This is a genomic window from Nocardioides sp. SLBN-35 (genome assembly GCF_006715725.1).
In the GTDB taxonomy this organism is placed as follows: Bacteria; Actinomycetota; Actinomycetes; order Propionibacteriales; family Nocardioidaceae; genus Nocardioides.
In genome coordinates, this window is record NZ_VFNU01000001.1 from 4,630,664 (window position 1) to 4,643,995 (window position 13,332).

Annotated in this window: 15 protein-coding genes; 7 read left to right on the plus strand and 8 right to left on the minus strand. The window is 74.5% G+C overall.

Annotation, left to right across the window (positions count from 1 at the left end):
- Positions 1–56 precede the first annotated feature (56 nt).
- The 3 genes from FBY23_RS22285 to FBY23_RS22295 are packed head-to-tail and all read right to left on the minus strand — an operon-like array spanning position 57 to position 4,044.
- Positions 57–2,777, minus strand: coding sequence for an FtsX-like permease family protein (locus tag FBY23_RS22285; RefSeq protein ID WP_141800143.1), 2,721 nt, complete (start codon positions 2,775–2,777; stop codon positions 57–59).
- Complete coding sequence (locus tag FBY23_RS22290) at positions 2,774–3,499, minus strand: ABC transporter ATP-binding protein (RefSeq protein WP_141800144.1); 726 nt, start codon at positions 3,497–3,499, stop codon at positions 2,774–2,776. Before FBY23_RS22290 ends, FBY23_RS22285 begins: the two co-directional genes overlap by 4 nt.
- Entirely contained in the window at positions 3,496–4,044 is a 549-nt protein-coding gene (locus tag FBY23_RS22295) for a PadR family transcriptional regulator (protein ID WP_141800145.1), read from the minus strand. Before FBY23_RS22295 ends, FBY23_RS22290 begins: the two co-directional genes overlap by 4 nt.
- 74 nt (positions 4,045–4,118) lie before the next feature.
- On the opposite strand from FBY23_RS22295, the gene FBY23_RS22300 reads away from it, so the two are divergent.
- Positions 4,119–4,793, plus strand: coding sequence for a maleylpyruvate isomerase family mycothiol-dependent enzyme (locus FBY23_RS22300; protein WP_160158335.1), 675 nt, complete (start codon positions 4,119–4,121; stop codon positions 4,791–4,793).
- Positions 4,794–4,821: 28 nt separating this feature from the next.
- Here the strand turns inward: FBY23_RS22300 and FBY23_RS22305 are convergent, their stop codons facing one another.
- From FBY23_RS22305 to FBY23_RS22320, 4 genes are all read right to left on the minus strand, one after another.
- Positions 4,822–5,493 carry an SIMPL domain-containing protein gene (locus FBY23_RS22305; protein WP_141800147.1) on the minus strand — a complete coding sequence of 224 codons (672 nt, stop codon included), beginning with the start codon at positions 5,491–5,493 and terminating at the stop codon, positions 4,822–4,824.
- Between the two features lie 25 nt (positions 5,494–5,518).
- Positions 5,519–6,118, minus strand: coding sequence for a class I SAM-dependent methyltransferase (locus FBY23_RS22310; RefSeq protein ID WP_141800148.1), 600 nt, complete (start codon positions 6,116–6,118; stop codon positions 5,519–5,521).
- Positions 6,115–6,975, minus strand: coding sequence for a tRNA pseudouridine(38-40) synthase TruA (gene truA / locus FBY23_RS22315; RefSeq protein WP_141800149.1), 861 nt, complete (start codon positions 6,973–6,975; stop codon positions 6,115–6,117). The genes FBY23_RS22310 and truA overlap by 4 nt, the downstream gene beginning before the upstream one ends.
- A gap of 238 nt (positions 6,976–7,213) precedes the next feature.
- Positions 7,214–8,128: a PfkB family carbohydrate kinase gene (locus FBY23_RS22320; protein ID WP_141800150.1), complete on the minus strand. Its 915-nt coding sequence runs from the start codon at positions 8,126–8,128 to the stop codon at positions 7,214–7,216.
- Between the two features lie 28 nt (positions 8,129–8,156).
- Between FBY23_RS22320 and xseA the strand changes: the two genes are divergently transcribed.
- On the plus strand, positions 8,157–9,395 hold the full coding sequence (xseA, locus tag FBY23_RS22325; protein WP_141800151.1) for an exodeoxyribonuclease VII large subunit: 1,239 nt from the start codon (positions 8,157–8,159) through the stop codon (positions 9,393–9,395).
- Positions 9,388–9,621 (plus strand): exodeoxyribonuclease VII small subunit, encoded by a 234-nt coding sequence (locus tag FBY23_RS22330; protein ID WP_141800152.1) that lies wholly within the window; start codon positions 9,388–9,390, stop codon positions 9,619–9,621. Before xseA ends, FBY23_RS22330 begins: the two co-directional genes overlap by 8 nt.
- Here FBY23_RS22330 and FBY23_RS22335 read toward each other — a convergent pair.
- On the minus strand, positions 9,618–10,193 hold the full coding sequence (locus tag FBY23_RS22335; protein ID WP_141800153.1) for a DUF4245 family protein: 576 nt from the start codon (positions 10,191–10,193) through the stop codon (positions 9,618–9,620). The genes FBY23_RS22330 and FBY23_RS22335 overlap by 4 nt on opposite strands.
- Before the next feature lie 109 nt (positions 10,194–10,302).
- On the opposite strand from FBY23_RS22335, the gene FBY23_RS22340 reads away from it, so the two are divergent.
- From FBY23_RS22340 to FBY23_RS22355, 4 genes are read left to right on the plus strand one after another with little or no spacing between them, the layout of a single operon-like run.
- Positions 10,303–10,713, plus strand: coding sequence for a helix-turn-helix domain-containing protein (locus FBY23_RS22340; protein WP_260806505.1), 411 nt, complete (start codon positions 10,303–10,305; stop codon positions 10,711–10,713).
- Between the two features lie 6 nt (positions 10,714–10,719).
- Positions 10,720–11,508 carry a molybdate ABC transporter substrate-binding protein gene (gene modA, locus FBY23_RS22345; protein WP_141800155.1) on the plus strand — a complete coding sequence of 263 codons (789 nt, stop codon included), beginning with the start codon at positions 10,720–10,722 and terminating at the stop codon, positions 11,506–11,508.
- On the plus strand, positions 11,505–12,290 hold the full coding sequence (locus FBY23_RS22350) for an ABC transporter permease (RefSeq protein ID WP_260806506.1): 786 nt from the start codon (positions 11,505–11,507) through the stop codon (positions 12,288–12,290). Before modA ends, FBY23_RS22350 begins: the two co-directional genes overlap by 4 nt.
- Positions 12,287–13,327, plus strand: coding sequence for a sulfate/molybdate ABC transporter ATP-binding protein (locus FBY23_RS22355; RefSeq protein ID WP_141800156.1), 1,041 nt, complete (start codon positions 12,287–12,289; stop codon positions 13,325–13,327). Before FBY23_RS22350 ends, FBY23_RS22355 begins: the two co-directional genes overlap by 4 nt.
- Positions 13,328–13,332: the final 5 nt, after the last annotated feature.

Consider the following 13,332-nt stretch of genomic DNA (forward strand, 5'->3'; position numbering starts at 1 on the left):
GGGGAGGTCGAGTAGCGCAGCGACCGAGGCACGAGGTCGCGACGCGCTTATCGAGATCAAGCTCGCCGCTCCAGCACGGGCACCTTCGAGCGCGTGCACGCCGCGGTCAGCAGCGCCGCGAGCACCGGAACCCCGAGCCCCACGCCCGCGAGGTTCGCCCACGGCACCGTGAACGACGGCGCCCCGAACGTCGCCCGCAGGGCGTAGGACACGAAGCTGCCGAGCAGCACTCCGACCAGAGCGCCGACCCCCGAGATGACCAGGGCCTGCGCGCCGGCCAGCCGGCGTCGTACGGCGGGATCGGCTCCCACCGCGGACAGGGTCGCCAGCTCGCGACGGCCCTCGGCCGCGGAGAGCGCGACGGCGATCGCGACGCCGATCAGGGTGACCAGCCCGGCGACGCCGCCGACGACGAGCAGCGCGATGCCGTAGTCGTCGTGGTACGGCTCCCCGATCGAGGCACCTGCACGGTGTCCCTCCCGCGCCGCGCGTACGCCGGCCCGCACCTCGGCCGGCGTGGCGTCGGCGGCGTAGGTGATCAGCCGGGTGGCGTCGGGGATCGGCACCAGCCCGTTCGCGGCGGCCGTCTCGGCGCTCATGAAGACACCGGGCAACGAGGTGTAGAAGGTCGTGCGCGGCGCCACCCGCGCGGGCAGCTCCAGCCGCGGGATGTCCGCCTCGGCGCCCTCCGCGTCGATCTTGAGGTCGAGGCTCGCAGTGACCTTGCCGTCGGCGTCGACCATCGACGGCGAGGTGGCGAGGACCTCTCCTCGGTCGAGGGCCGCCTGCTCCTCGGCGGTGAGGTCCCGCCCGAGGGTGAGCCGCACCACCGCCGGGTCCGCGATCGCCGCCGAGCCGGTGCTGCCGTAGGTGACGCAGCTGCTGTCGCAGGCCAGGTTGTCGTTGAACCAGATCGACTGGACCGGTGTCGCGCCCAGCTCCTGCTGGGACTCCGGTACGGCGTAGCCGAGCTCGAAGGGGGCCAGCACCTGCGCGCCGGGGAGGACGGCCGCCGCCCGCTCGGTCGCCGCGGTGGTGATCGCCGTGGTCTCGGCCTGGCCGTCGCCGTACTGCGCGTAGACCCGCATCGTGTGCTCCGGCAGGTCCGGCAGCCAGCGGGCCTCGTCGGCGCGCGCCGACCCGGTCATCGCGAACGCCGCCACGACCGATCCGGCGACGGCCAGCATGATCGCGCTGGTGGCGGGTCCGGTGCGGTGGCGGTGGCGGTCGGCGTCGCGCACCGCCAGTCGTCCGGGCAGCGGCAGCCGGGCGCCGATCCGGCCCAGCAGGCCGAGCAGGGACGGCATCACCAGTACCAGGCCGGCGACGCCCGCGACAGCACCGGCGAGCACGAGCGCGATCGGGACGGTCGGGCTGGGCGCCTGGAGCGAGACCCCGGTGAGGCGGGCGGTGGACAGCGCGTCGCCGTACGCCGCGAAGTCGCCGGCCATCATGCCGCTGCCGACCAGGCCGAGGACGACGCCGGCGCCGATGGCGAGGACTCCCACGATGGCGGTCCGCCGGGAGTGCTGCCGACTGGTCCGGAACCGGCCCGACAGCGCGTCGAGCGGCTGCTTGCGGGCGGCGCCGATCGCGGGGACGACGGCCGCCAGCACCCCGGACAGCACGCCGACTACGACCGCGATCAGCACCTCGGGCCCGATCCGGAAGACCGGCAGCACCTCGCCGTTGAGCCACTCCCACAGCGGCCAGCCGAGGCGGGCGACCAACAGGCCGGCGGCGACCCCGCCGGCGGTGCCGAGCACGCCGAGGGTGGCGCCCTGGACGAGCAGGACCGCCCGCAGCTGGCGCGGCGAGGCGCCGCCGGCGCTGATCAGGCCCATGTCGCGGACCTGCTTGCGCGCGCCGACCGCGAAGGCCGCGCCGGCCAGCAGGATCACCTCGAGCAGGCCGAGTCCCACGATCAGGGTGGTCAGCGCGACCCCGCGCACCTGGTCGAGGGTGACCGGCTCGTCCCAGGTCTGGTAGCGGTCCCGGTGGAGGTAGGTGTCGCGCGGGTAGAGCAGGACGCCCTGCTGGGCGAGGCGGTGCGCGAGCGCGTCGGCGCTCACTCCGGGCGGCAGGTCGACGAGGTACGTCGGCGAGTTGTCGTAGGGCCCGTCGGCCCGCGGCTTCGGGACGACCTGCTGCCCCGGCTGGGCGTAGGAGCTGCTGCAGCGCAGGCACTGCGCGTCGCGGACGATGCCGCTGACGGTGATCTCGGTGCCGGACAGGTCGTCGGTGACCACGTCGCCCGGGCCGACACGGAGCTTGTCCGCGGTGCGCTGGGTGATCGCGATCTCGCCGGCGCCGGGGTACGCGCCGTCGCGCAGCTGGAGCCGGTCGGGCTGGAAGACCGACGGCATCGTCGCCTGGGACAGGGGCCCCTCGTCGTACCGGTCGCCCTTGCGGAGCAGCAGGAACGGACCGCCGTCGCTCGCGCCGGCGACCTCGAGCTCGGTCCCCGGCGGCAGCAGGCCGGGCACGTCGACCGTCGCGGGGTCGCGCTCGCCGACGGTGGAGTAGCCGCCGTTCCACTCGGAGATGAGGCGGAAGTCCTTGATCCGCTCCGCCGGGGTGACGACGAGCTTGGCGTCGGCGCTGCCGAGGTTCCGCTGGGCGTACGCCGCCGGGGAGTCGCTCGAGCGGTGCAGCACGTCGCTGAACGTGGCCACCGCGACCGGGAGCCCGATGAGCAGCGCGATCAGGATCGACCGGGCGAGGTTGCGGCGGATCGAGCGCCGGGCCATCCGCTGGGCCGGCCGCCACACGCTCACGTCAGTGCCCCGAGGTCGAGCACGGCCGGCGCGTCGGCCGTCGTCTCGTCGACGATGGCGCCGTCGCTGATGAACACCACCCGGTCGGCCCAGGCGGAGTGCCGGGGCTCGTGGGTGACCAGCAGGCAGGCGGCACCGGCGTCGCAACGCGCCCGCAGCAGGCGCAGCACGCCCTCCCCGGTCTCACTGTCCAGCGCCCCGGTCGGCTCGTCGGCGAGCACCAGGCGCCGCGGGCCGATCAGGGCGCGGGCGATCGCGACCCGCTGCTGCTGGCCACCGGACATCTCGTCGGGGAACCGGTCGGCGACCTCGCGCAGGCCGATCTCCTCCAGCGCGGCGAGCGCCTCGGTCCGGGCCTCGGCGGCCGGGGTGCCGTCGAGCTCACGGGGCAGCGCGATGTTCTCGGCAGCGGTCAACGACGGCACCAGGTTGAGGTCCTGGAAGACGTAGCCGATCGAGCGGCGCCGCAGCCGGGCCAGCTCCTTGCGCGCCAGTCCGGACAGCGACCTGCCTTCGACGAGGACGTCGCCGGTGCTCGGGGCGTCGAGACCGCCGGCCAGGTGCAGCAGGGTGCTCTTGCCGGAGCCCGAGGCGCCGCGTACGGCGACCAGCTCACCCGGGGCGACCGAGAGCGAGGCCGCGTGCAGGGCGGTCACCAGGGTCTCGCCGACGCCGTACACCTTGCCGGCGTTGCGGATCTCCAGGACGGGGTTGGCGGTCACTGGACGGCCTCCTTCTCGGGGGTCTTTGCGGTTCGGGCCTTGCGGAGCCGGGCTTCACACCGGTCGAGCCAGCTGACCTCGGCCTCGACGGCGAAGATCAGCGAGTCGACCACCATCACCCGGGCCAGGTCCTCGTCCGGGACGGACGCCTTGACGCGGGTCAGGGACTGTAGGGAGCTCATCGCCTGTCGGCGCTGGGCCTGCACCACCTCGCCGGCCTCGACGCCCGGCGTGCTGACCGCCATCGCCAGCTTGATCGCGAGCTCGTCGCGCGGTCGCGACTCCTGGGCGATCGGGGAGCGGAACCAGCCGGCGAGCTCCTCGCGACCGGCAGGGGTGAGCGCGTAGACCACGCGCCCGTCGTCGTCCGGCACCCCGTCGGCCTCGATCTGGCCGCCCTTCTCGAGGCGCTGGAGGGTCGAGTAGACCTGCCCGATGTTCAGCGGCCAGGCCGACCCGGTCGTGGCCTCGAACTCGGCCTTCAGCTGGTAGCCGTACTTCGGGCCCGGCGCCAGGAGCGCCAGGAGACCGTGCTTGATGGACATAGGTACGGAGTATGCATACGGCGTATCCATCTGTCCAGCGGCGCGCCGTCGCCGGGCCCTGCAAGGATCTCGCCATGGAGTGGATCGACCTGCTGGAGAAGACGACGGGCGAGTTCGCGCAGGTGCTGGCGACCGGCGACCTCGCCGCGCCCGTCCCGGCCTGCCCGGGCTGGAGTCTCGCCGACCTCGGCGAGCACACCCGCTGGGTGCACGCGTGGGCGACGCACGCCGTCACCGACCACTCGCCCGACGGGGACAGCCCGGCGCCCGGGCCGGAGCGCGACGCGCTCGTCGACGGCTACCGGGCTGCCGCCGGGCGCCTCCTCGACGTACTGCGGCAGACGGCACCCGACACGACGGTGTGGACCTTCGGGTCCGACAAGCGGGCCGGGTTCTGGCAGCGCCGCCAGTTCCACGAGGTCACCATGCACCTGTACGACGCCCTCGACTCCCAGGCTCGCGCCGGCGAGTGGCGGCTGGGCCCGGAGCTCGGCTGGGACGGCCTCGACGAGGTCGCGACGCTCTTCTACCCTCGCCAGGTCCGGCTCGGGCGCACCGAGCCGCTGCCCGCGCCCGTCCGCCTGGTCGCCACCGATCTCGACCGCTCGCTCGTGCTCGAGCCCGGCGCGGCCGGCGAGCCGGTCGAGCTGGCCGCGCCCGCGGCGGACCTGCTGCTCATGCTCTGGGGGCGGGTGCCGGCGACGGGGCCGGCCGCCGCCGTCCTCGCACAGGCGAAGGTCACGTCCTGACCGGCAGCGGCCGTCGGCGTCGACCCGGTCATTCCGCGACGAAGCGGGCGTCCACCTCCGCGGAGACCTCGATGTCCTCGGGTGCCAGCTCGAGCTCGGCACCGCCGCCGGACTCCTTGGCCGCCATCCGCATGTACGCCGCCGGGCCGCCGCCTATCGGTGAGATGCCCTGGCTGAGCATGCCCGCGTCGGCCACCGCGACCGGCCGTACGGTCCCGAGGCCGAGCGCGTCGGCGTACTCCTGGGCGCGGCGGGCCGCCTCCTGCACCGCCCGGACCCGCACGGTGCGCTCGAGCTCGACCCGGCGCGCCTCGGTGAGCGCCCACTCGACGCCGTCGAGCCGGAAGCCCTCGGCGGAGCTGACCAGCCGGCCCACCCAGGTGGCGAGCCGGCCGAAGTCGCGGAACTTCACCTGGACGCCGACGCTGGCGTGGTGGACGAGCGGGAGCTGCTTGCCGTCCTTGTTCCACGGGCGCTGCGCCCAGGTGCGCACGTGCTGCGTCGACCACCAGGTGACCGGCCCGTCGGCGGGGTCGTGGAGCTCCTGGATGGAGGCCTTCACGGCCTCCAGGTCGTGGACGACGCGGTCGTAGGCGGGCTGCAGCGCGGGGCCCTGGAAGGCCAGCGTGATGTGCGCGGTGCCGCGCTCGGGCGGCTGGAAGGCGGAGTGCGACCCTCGCACGGTGAACTCGGTCGGCATGACGCCCACTCTAAGGAGCGCCCGGTCAGGCGCGGCGGGTCTCGAGGACCCGGAACCCCTTCGCGCTGGCGATCCGCTCGGTCGGGAAGCCCTGCTCGCCGAGCCAGCGCTGCAGCGAGTCGGCGCCGAGGTTCTTGCCGACCACCATCACCGCGCGGCCGCCGGGCGCGAGGCGGGGCAGCCAGGTCAGCAGCAGCTCGTGGAGCGCCGCCTTGCCGATCCGGATCGGGGGGTTGGACCAGATCTCGTCGTACGTCGCCGCGGGGTCGACCTGCTCCGGGACCATCGCGGTGTAGCGCTCCGCGACTCCCAGCGACTCGGCGTTCTCGTTGGCGAGCAGCACCGCGCGCTGGTTGACGTCGACGGCGGTGACCGTGGCGCTCGGGGCGGCGACGGCGCAGGCGAGCCCGATCACGCCGTACCCACAGCCGAGGTCGAGGATCCGGCCGCCGGTGGGCGCCTGGGTCTCGCGGAACAGGACCGACGTGCCGATGTCCAGGCGGCCCTGCGCGAACACGCCGGACCCGCTCACCAGCGCCAGCTCGTGGCCCCAGACCTCGGCCGCGACGGGTGCGCGCTGGAAGGCGACCGAGGGGTCCGCGGAGAAGTAGTGCTCGTCGCTCACCCCTCGGCTCCGTCCGTCTCGGCGTGGGTACGGCGGGCCGCGGTCTGTGCCACGCGATCGGCCAGCCCGGCGGCGTCCGGGTACGCGACCTCCTCGAGCGTCAGCCCGTGGGCGGGTACCACGACCACGCCCTGGTCGCGCCGCCGCCCGGTCAGGATCTCGACCGCCCAGGCGGGGTCCTGACGTCCCTCGCCGATCGCGATCATGCAGCCGACCAGCGCGCGCACCATCGAGTGGCAGAACGCGTCGGCCTTCACGTGCCCCACGACCAGCTCGTCATCCGTGCGGGTCCAGCCGAACTCCAGCAGGGTGCGGATCGTCGTCGCACCTTCGCGGTGCTTGCAGAACGCGGCGAAGTCGTGGAGCCCGACCAGCGAGCGCGCGGCCTCGTCCATCGCCGCGACGTCGAGCCGCCGCGGCCAGAACAGCACGTGGTTGCGGGTCAACGGGTCGGCACGCGCCGGGTCGTCGACGATCCGGTAGGCATAGCGCCGCCACAGCGCGGCGAACCGCGCGTCGAACCCGTCGGGCGCCTCGCTGATCCGGTGCACCCGCACCGTCTTGTCGAGCACCCCGTTGACCCGCCGGGCGAGGATGTCGAGCTGGGTGACCTGCCGGGCCGCGGTGGGCGAGCCCGCCTCCGGGGCCTCGGGTACGTCGACGTGCACGACCTGCCCGCGCGCGTGGACGCCCGAGTCGGTGCGGCCCGCGCAGGTGACCCGCAGTGAGCCCTCGGGCAGCCGCAGCACCGTGGTCAACGCGGCGGTCAGCTCGGCCTGCACCGTGCGCAGTCCCGGCTGCGACGCCCAGCCCCGGAAGTCGCCGCCGTCGTAGGCGAGGTCGATCCGCAGGCGCACCGGGCAAGACTAGAGGAGCGCCACGCTCGCACGACGCTCGGCAACGCACGACGCCCGCCCCGAGCGGGTTTCCGTCGCGCCGCCCGCCGTTTCTGCACGGAGGAGCCCGCGACCGAGGAACGAGGGAGCGGGCGGGGGAGGAAGAAACGGCGTTGGCAGGCGGCGCGACATGCGCGAGCGAAGCGAGCGCCAAACGACACCGTGAGTTCCGCACGCAGCGCACCGACCCCGCGCTGCCTCAGGGCGAGACGCCGACCTCCGCACGGGTCGGCGGGTCGGCCCCCAGTCGACCGACGGTGACGGCGGCGACGCGGGCGGCGTAGGTCAGCGCGGCGCTCCACTCCTGTGGCCCGAGCGCGGCCAGCCGGTCGCGGGCCCCGGCGCCGAGCAGCGGCCAGAGGTGGTCGACGAGCGCGGCAGCGAAGGTGTCGCCGGCGCCGATCGTGTCGACGACGGCGACCGGCTGGGCATGCACGCCGCCGGTGGACCAGTCCGGCCCGGAGCAGGCATGCCAGGAGGCGCCCTCCGCGCCGTGGGTGACGATGACGGCGACCGGGCCGCCCGGCAGCGCGAGCAGCGCCGAGGCCGACTCCCCCGCCGACCGGTCCGGCCAGAGCGCGACCAGGTCCTCGTCGGACGCCTTCACGAAGGTCGCTGCCGACGCGGTCCGCAGCACCCGCTCGAGCACCTGGGCGCGGGTGCCGGTGATCGCGGGACGCAGGTTGACGTCGTACGTCAGGCAGGTGGTGGGCGCGATCCGCTCGACCAGCGCGAGGACATCGGCGGCGCCCGGGTCGAGCAGCGGCGCCAGCGAGGTCACGTGGACGACGTGCGCGGACTCGTCGGGCACGGTGGGCAGCCGCCACCCGATGTCGAAGGTGTACGACGCCGCGCCGGTCGCGTCGATGACGGCCTCCGCGCGCGGGGTCCTGCCCAGCACGTGGGGATCGCCGGCGAGCCCCACGCCGGCCTCCTGGAGGTGCCGAGCGATCACCCCACCGGCCGGGTCGTCGGCGTACGCCGTCGCGAGGCGGACCGGTCTCCCGAGCCGGGCCAGGGCGACGGCCACGTTGACCGCCGACCCGCCGGGCCGCTCGTCACCGCCGACCACGTCGAGCACGGATTCGCCGATCACGAGCGTCGTCGCCGTCATGTCGACACTGTCCCATAGGCTCGCCGCCGTGGCCCTCGAGACGTCGCTGGAGAAACCGGCTCCGGTCCGGGCGATCGCGAACGCGCTCGCCGGCTGGATCGACCGGCTCGGCGCGGTGTGGGTCGAGGGCCAGGTGACCCAGGTCAACCGGCGCCCCGGCCTGGCGACGGTCTTCATGACGCTGCGCGACTCGGTCGCCGACATCTCGGTGCCGGTGACCTGCTCGCGGGTCCTCTTCGACGGCCTGCCGACGCCGGTGACCGAGGGGGCCAGTGTGGTCATCCACGCGCGGCCGTCCTACTACGCCAACCGCGGCAGCCTCTCCCTCAACGCCCGCGAGATCCGGATGGTCGGCCTCGGCGAGCTGCTCGCCCGGCTCGAGCGGCGCCGCCAGTTGCTCGCCGCCGAGGGGCTGTTCGCCCAGGAGCGCAAGCGCCGGCTGCCCGCCGTACCCCGTCGCGTCGGGCTGGTCACGGCTCCCAAGTCTGCCGCCGAGCGCGACGTCCTCGAGAACGCCACCCGCCGCTGGCCGGCCGTCGCCTTCACCACCGCGTACGCCGCCATGCAGGGCCAGCGCTCGGCCGAGGAGGTGATCGAGGCCGTACGCCGCCTCGACGCGGACCCCGAGGTCGACGTCATCGTCGTGGCCCGGGGCGGCGGTTCGGTCGAGGACCTGCTGCCGTTCTCCGACGAGGGCCTGATCCGCGTGGTCGCCGCCGCCCGCACCCCGGTCGTGTCCGCGATCGGACACGAGCCGGACTCCCCGCTGCTCGACCTGGTGGCAGACGTCCGCGCCTCCACGCCCACCGACGCCGCGAAGCTGATCGTGCCCGACATGGCGCAGGAGCGGATGATGGTCGACCGGGCGCGCGACGCGCTGCGCCGCGCCGTGCGCCACCGCCTCGACCGCGAGCAGTCCCAGCTCGACGCGCTGCGCGCGCGCCCCGCGCTCGCGCACCCCGGCTCCCTTCTCGACGCCCGGGTCGACGAGCTCGACGACTGGCGCGCCCGGATCCGCCGCCGGCTCGAGTGGCAGCTCGACCGGGCCGCCGACGACCTCGACCACCGCCGCGCCCGGGTCCGCGCCCTGTCCCCGCTGGCCACCCTGCGCCGCGGGTACGCCGTCCTCCAGGACGCCGAGGGCCACGTCGTCACCTCCGTCGGCGACGTCTCCCCCGACGCGGCGCTGTCGGTCCGTGTCGCCGACGGCCGCATCCACGTCACCGCCACCCGTTCCGAGCCGATCGCCGAGGAGATCCATGACTGACACCACGCCCCCGGAGCCGAGCGAGGAGCTGTCCTACGAGGACGCGCGCGCCGAGCTGGTCGAGGTGGTCCGTCAGCTCGAGGCCGGAGGTACGACGCTCGAGGAGTCGCTCGCGCTCTGGGAGCGCGGCGAGGCACTCGCCACCACCTGCCAGGGCTGGCTCGACGGAGCCCGGGCGCGGCTGGAGTCGGTGCTGGGCGAGGGTGAGGACTCCGACGAGGACTAGCCGATCGGCGTGGTGACCAGCGAGTCGACGACCGCCTGGAGGTCCTCGACCGGCGCGGACCCGAAGACCAGCACGGTCTGGCCGTCGACCTCCGCGGCATAGGCGGAGTCGCCGCCGGCGTCGGCGTACCCCGACCAGTCGCGGGCGACCGGGCTCGCGACCGAGGACGGCACGGTGTAGCCGGGGCGGGTCTCGGTGTCCTCGTCGACCCACTGGGACAGCATCGCGGTGATCGAGGCGTCCTCCTGGCGTACGGCGACGAACTTCTGGTCGTCGGTGAGCAGCCGGACCATGATCACCGGGCGGTCGCCGGGCTCGACGTCGACGCCGGTGGCGATCCAGCCCTTCGGCAGGGCATCGGGGTAGATCGGGGTCAGGCCGGCCTGCTGCGCGGACTGGACGATCTCGACGTAGTCGACCGCCTCGGGCTTGACCTCGAAGTCCGGGCGGAAGGCGCCCATGAAGTAGAGCAGCGCGCCGATCGCGATGACGGTGACGACGAGCGAGGTGACGAGACCCACCGCGGATCGCTGGTAGCGGCCCGGGCGCTCTGATGGCTGCGACTGGCTCATGACGGGTCCAGTGTCCCAGCCCGGCCCCCGCCACCGCCCTCGGCCCCATACTTGACGCAGATACGTCTAGAGAGTGGCGAAACAGTCGCAGATGCGCCAAAGTGGCAGCGTGACCGACTACCGCGTGGCCGAGGCCGCCGAGCTGCTCGGCGTCTCCACCGACACCGTCCGGCGCTGGATCGAGGCGGGGCGGGTGCCCAGCGCCACGGTCGACGGCCGCACGGTGATCCCGGGGGTCGACCTCGCCGGCCTGGCGGCATCGCTGGTCGACGAGGCCGACCGGGATCGCACCCGGGCCGGCGAGGTCAGCGCCCGCAACCGGATGACCGGGATCGTCACCCGGGTCCTCGCCGACACGGTGATGGCCCAGGTCGAGATGGTCTGCGGGCCCTATCGGGTCGTGTCGCTGATGAGTGCGGAGGCCGCCGCGGAGCTGGGCCTGGCTCCCGGCGTACGGGCGATCGCCTCGGTCAAGTCCACCACCGTCGTCGTCGAGCGACCCGTCCCGAGGAAGTCCTGAGGCCCCATGAACACGACCCGGCTCCGGCTCGGCGCGACCGGCGCCGCCGTCCTGCTCGCCCTCCCGCTCGCCGCCTGCGGTGACGACGGGGACGGTGGCTCCGTCGGCAAGGACGGCGACCAGACGGTGACCGTCTTCGCGGCCGCCTCCCTGGCGAAGACCTTCGAGGAGCTCGAGGACCGGTTCGAGGACGCCCACCCGGGAGTCGACGTGAAGCTGTCCTTCGGCGGCTCCTCCGACCTGGTCGCGCAGATCACCGAGGGCGCGGAGGCCGACGTGTTCGCCTCCGCCGACACCGCCAACATGGACAAGCTGGTGGCGGCGAAGCTGACCTCCGGCGACCCCAGCGAGTTCGCGACCAACACCTTGATGATCGCGGTGCCGCCGGGCAACCCCGCGAAGATCACCGGCCTGGCCGACCTGGCGAAGAAGGACGCCAAGTTGGTGCTGTGCCAGCCGGAGGTGCCCTGCGGCAGCGCCGCTCTCAAGGTCGCCGACGCGGCCGGCCTCACCTTCGCGCCCGTCAGCGAGGAGGAGTCCGTCTCCGGCGTGCTGACCAAGGTCGAGGACGGCGAGGCCGACGCCGGCCTGGTGTACGTCACCGACGTGTCCGCCGCCGGCGACGACGTCGAGGGCATCGACTTCCCGGAGGCCGCGGACGTCGTCAACCACTACCCGATCGTCGCGGTCGAGGGCTCGGAGCACGCCGACCTCGCCCAGCAGTGGATCGACCTGGTCCTCGGCGAGGGCCAGAAGGTGCTGCAGGACGCCGGGTTCGGGGCACCCTCCTCGTGAGCCACACCCGACACGTCGGCCTGCCGCGCTGGCTCCTCGGGCCCGCCCTCCTCGCCGGCGTGTTCGTGGTGCTGCCGGTCGCCTCGATGACGACCCGGATCGCGTGGGGCGACTTCCCGGGCCTGGTCACCTCCGAGGCCGCCCGCTCCGCGCTGGTCCTCAGCCTCAAGACGTCGACCGCCAGCACCGTGCTCTGCCTGCTCCTCGGCATCCCGCTGGCCACCGTGCTCGCCCGCAGTGAGGCGCGCTGGCTCGGCGTACTGCGCTCGCTCGTCCTGCTCCCCCTCGTGCTGCCGCCGGTCGTCGGCGGCATCGCGCTGCTCTCGACCTTCGGCCGCCAGGGGCTGCTCGGCGGCGAGCTCGAGGCGCTCGGCATCCGGATCGCGTTCACCTCGGTCGCGGTCGTGCTGGCACAGACCTTCGTGTCGCTGCCGTTCCTCGTCGTCAGCCTGGAGGGCGCGCTGCGCACCGCCGGGGAGCGGTACGACGTCGTCGCGGCCTCCCTCGGCGCGCGGCCCACCACCGTGCTGCGCCGGGTCACCCTGCCGCTCGTGCTGCCCGGCCTGGCCTCCGGCGCGGTGCTCGCCTTCGCCCGCTCCCTCGGGGAGTTCGGCGCCACGATCACCTTCGCCGGCAGCCTCGAGGGCACCACCCGGACCCTGCCGCTGCTGATCTACAACCTCCGCGTCACCGACGCCGACGCGGCCGTCGCGATGTCCCTGGTCCTGGTCGTGGTGGCGGTACTGGTCATCGGCCTGGTCCGCCCCAAGGGCGCGCTGTGAGCGCGCGGGTCGAGGTGGTCGTCGCCGAGCGCGAGGTCGACGTCGCCTTCGAGGTGGCCGACGGCGAGACTGTCGCGCTGCTCGGCCCCAACGGCGCCGGGAAGTCCACCACCCTCGCCGTCCTGGGCGGGCTGCTGCGCCCCGACGCGGGGCGGGTGGTGCTCGACGGGCAGGAGCTGACCGGCCCCGGACGCTGGGTCGCGCCGCACGCGCGTCGTACCGCACTCCTGGCGCAGGACCCGCTCCTGTTCCCCCACCTCTCGGTGCTCGAGAACGTCGCCTTCGGCCCCCGCAGCACCGGCGCCGGCCGCCGCGCTGCCCGCAGCGCGGCCACGCACTGGCTGGGCGAGGTCGACGCCGCCGAGCTCGCCGAGCGCCGCCCCGCCCAGCTCTCCGGCGGCCAGGCCCAGCGGGTCGCGGTCGCCCGGGCCCTCGCCGCCGAACCCCGGCTCCTGCTGCTCGACGAGCCGATGGCGGCCCTCGACGTGGCGGTCGCGCCGGCCCTGCGCACGCTGTTGCGCCGGGTCCTCGCGGGGCGCACCACCGTGATCGTCACCCACCACGTCCTCGACGCGCTGCTGCTCGCCGACCGGGTGGTCGTGCTCGACGGCGGGCGGGTGGTCGAGCAGGGCGCCACCGCCGACGTGCTCTCCCGTCCCCGCAGCGCCTTCGCCGCCCGGTTCGCCGGACTCAACCTGGTCGCGGGCAGCGCCACCCCCGACGGCGTACGACGGCCGGACGGGCTGGTCCTCCACGGCAGCCCCGGCGATCCCCCGGCCGTCGTCGGCTCCGCCGCCGTCGCGGTGTTCCGCCCCTCGGCGGTCGCCGTCCACGCGGAGCCGCCGGGCGGCAGCCCGCGCAACGCGCTGCCCGTCGTGATCAGCGAGCTGGAGCCGCTGGGCGACCTGGTCCGCGTCCGCGCCGGCGAGCTGGCGGCCGACGTCACCGTCGCCTCGGTCGCGGAGCTCGGGCTGGCTCCGGGAGCGAGCGTGACGTTCGTCGTGAAGGCCACCGAGGTCGACGTGTACGCCACGTAGTCGAG

What these genes read in the sequence shown, in the direction of transcription:
- FBY23_RS22305 (WP_141800147.1), bottom strand. Translation starts at nt 5,493, where the DNA reads ATGCCGACCGAGTTCACCGTGCGAGGGTCGCACTCCGCCTTCCAGCCG.
- FBY23_RS22295 (WP_141800145.1), bottom strand. Translation starts at nt 4,044, where the DNA reads ATGTCCATCAAGCACGGTCTCCTGGCGCTCCTGGCGCCGGGCCCGAAG.
- modA (WP_141800155.1), top strand. Translation starts at nt 10,720, where the DNA reads ATGAACACGACCCGGCTCCGGCTCGGCGCGACCGGCGCCGCCGTCCTG.
- FBY23_RS22300 (WP_160158335.1), top strand. Translation starts at nt 4,119, where the DNA reads ATGGAGTGGATCGACCTGCTGGAGAAGACGACGGGCGAGTTCGCGCAG.
- FBY23_RS22335 (WP_141800153.1), bottom strand. Translation starts at nt 10,193, where the DNA reads ATGAGCCAGTCGCAGCCATCAGAGCGCCCGGGCCGCTACCAGCGATCC.
- FBY23_RS22330 (WP_141800152.1), top strand. Translation starts at nt 9,388, where the DNA reads ATGACTGACACCACGCCCCCGGAGCCGAGCGAGGAGCTGTCCTACGAG.
- FBY23_RS22320 (WP_141800150.1), bottom strand. Translation starts at nt 8,128, where the DNA reads ATGACGGCGACGACGCTCGTGATCGGCGAATCCGTGCTCGACGTGGTC.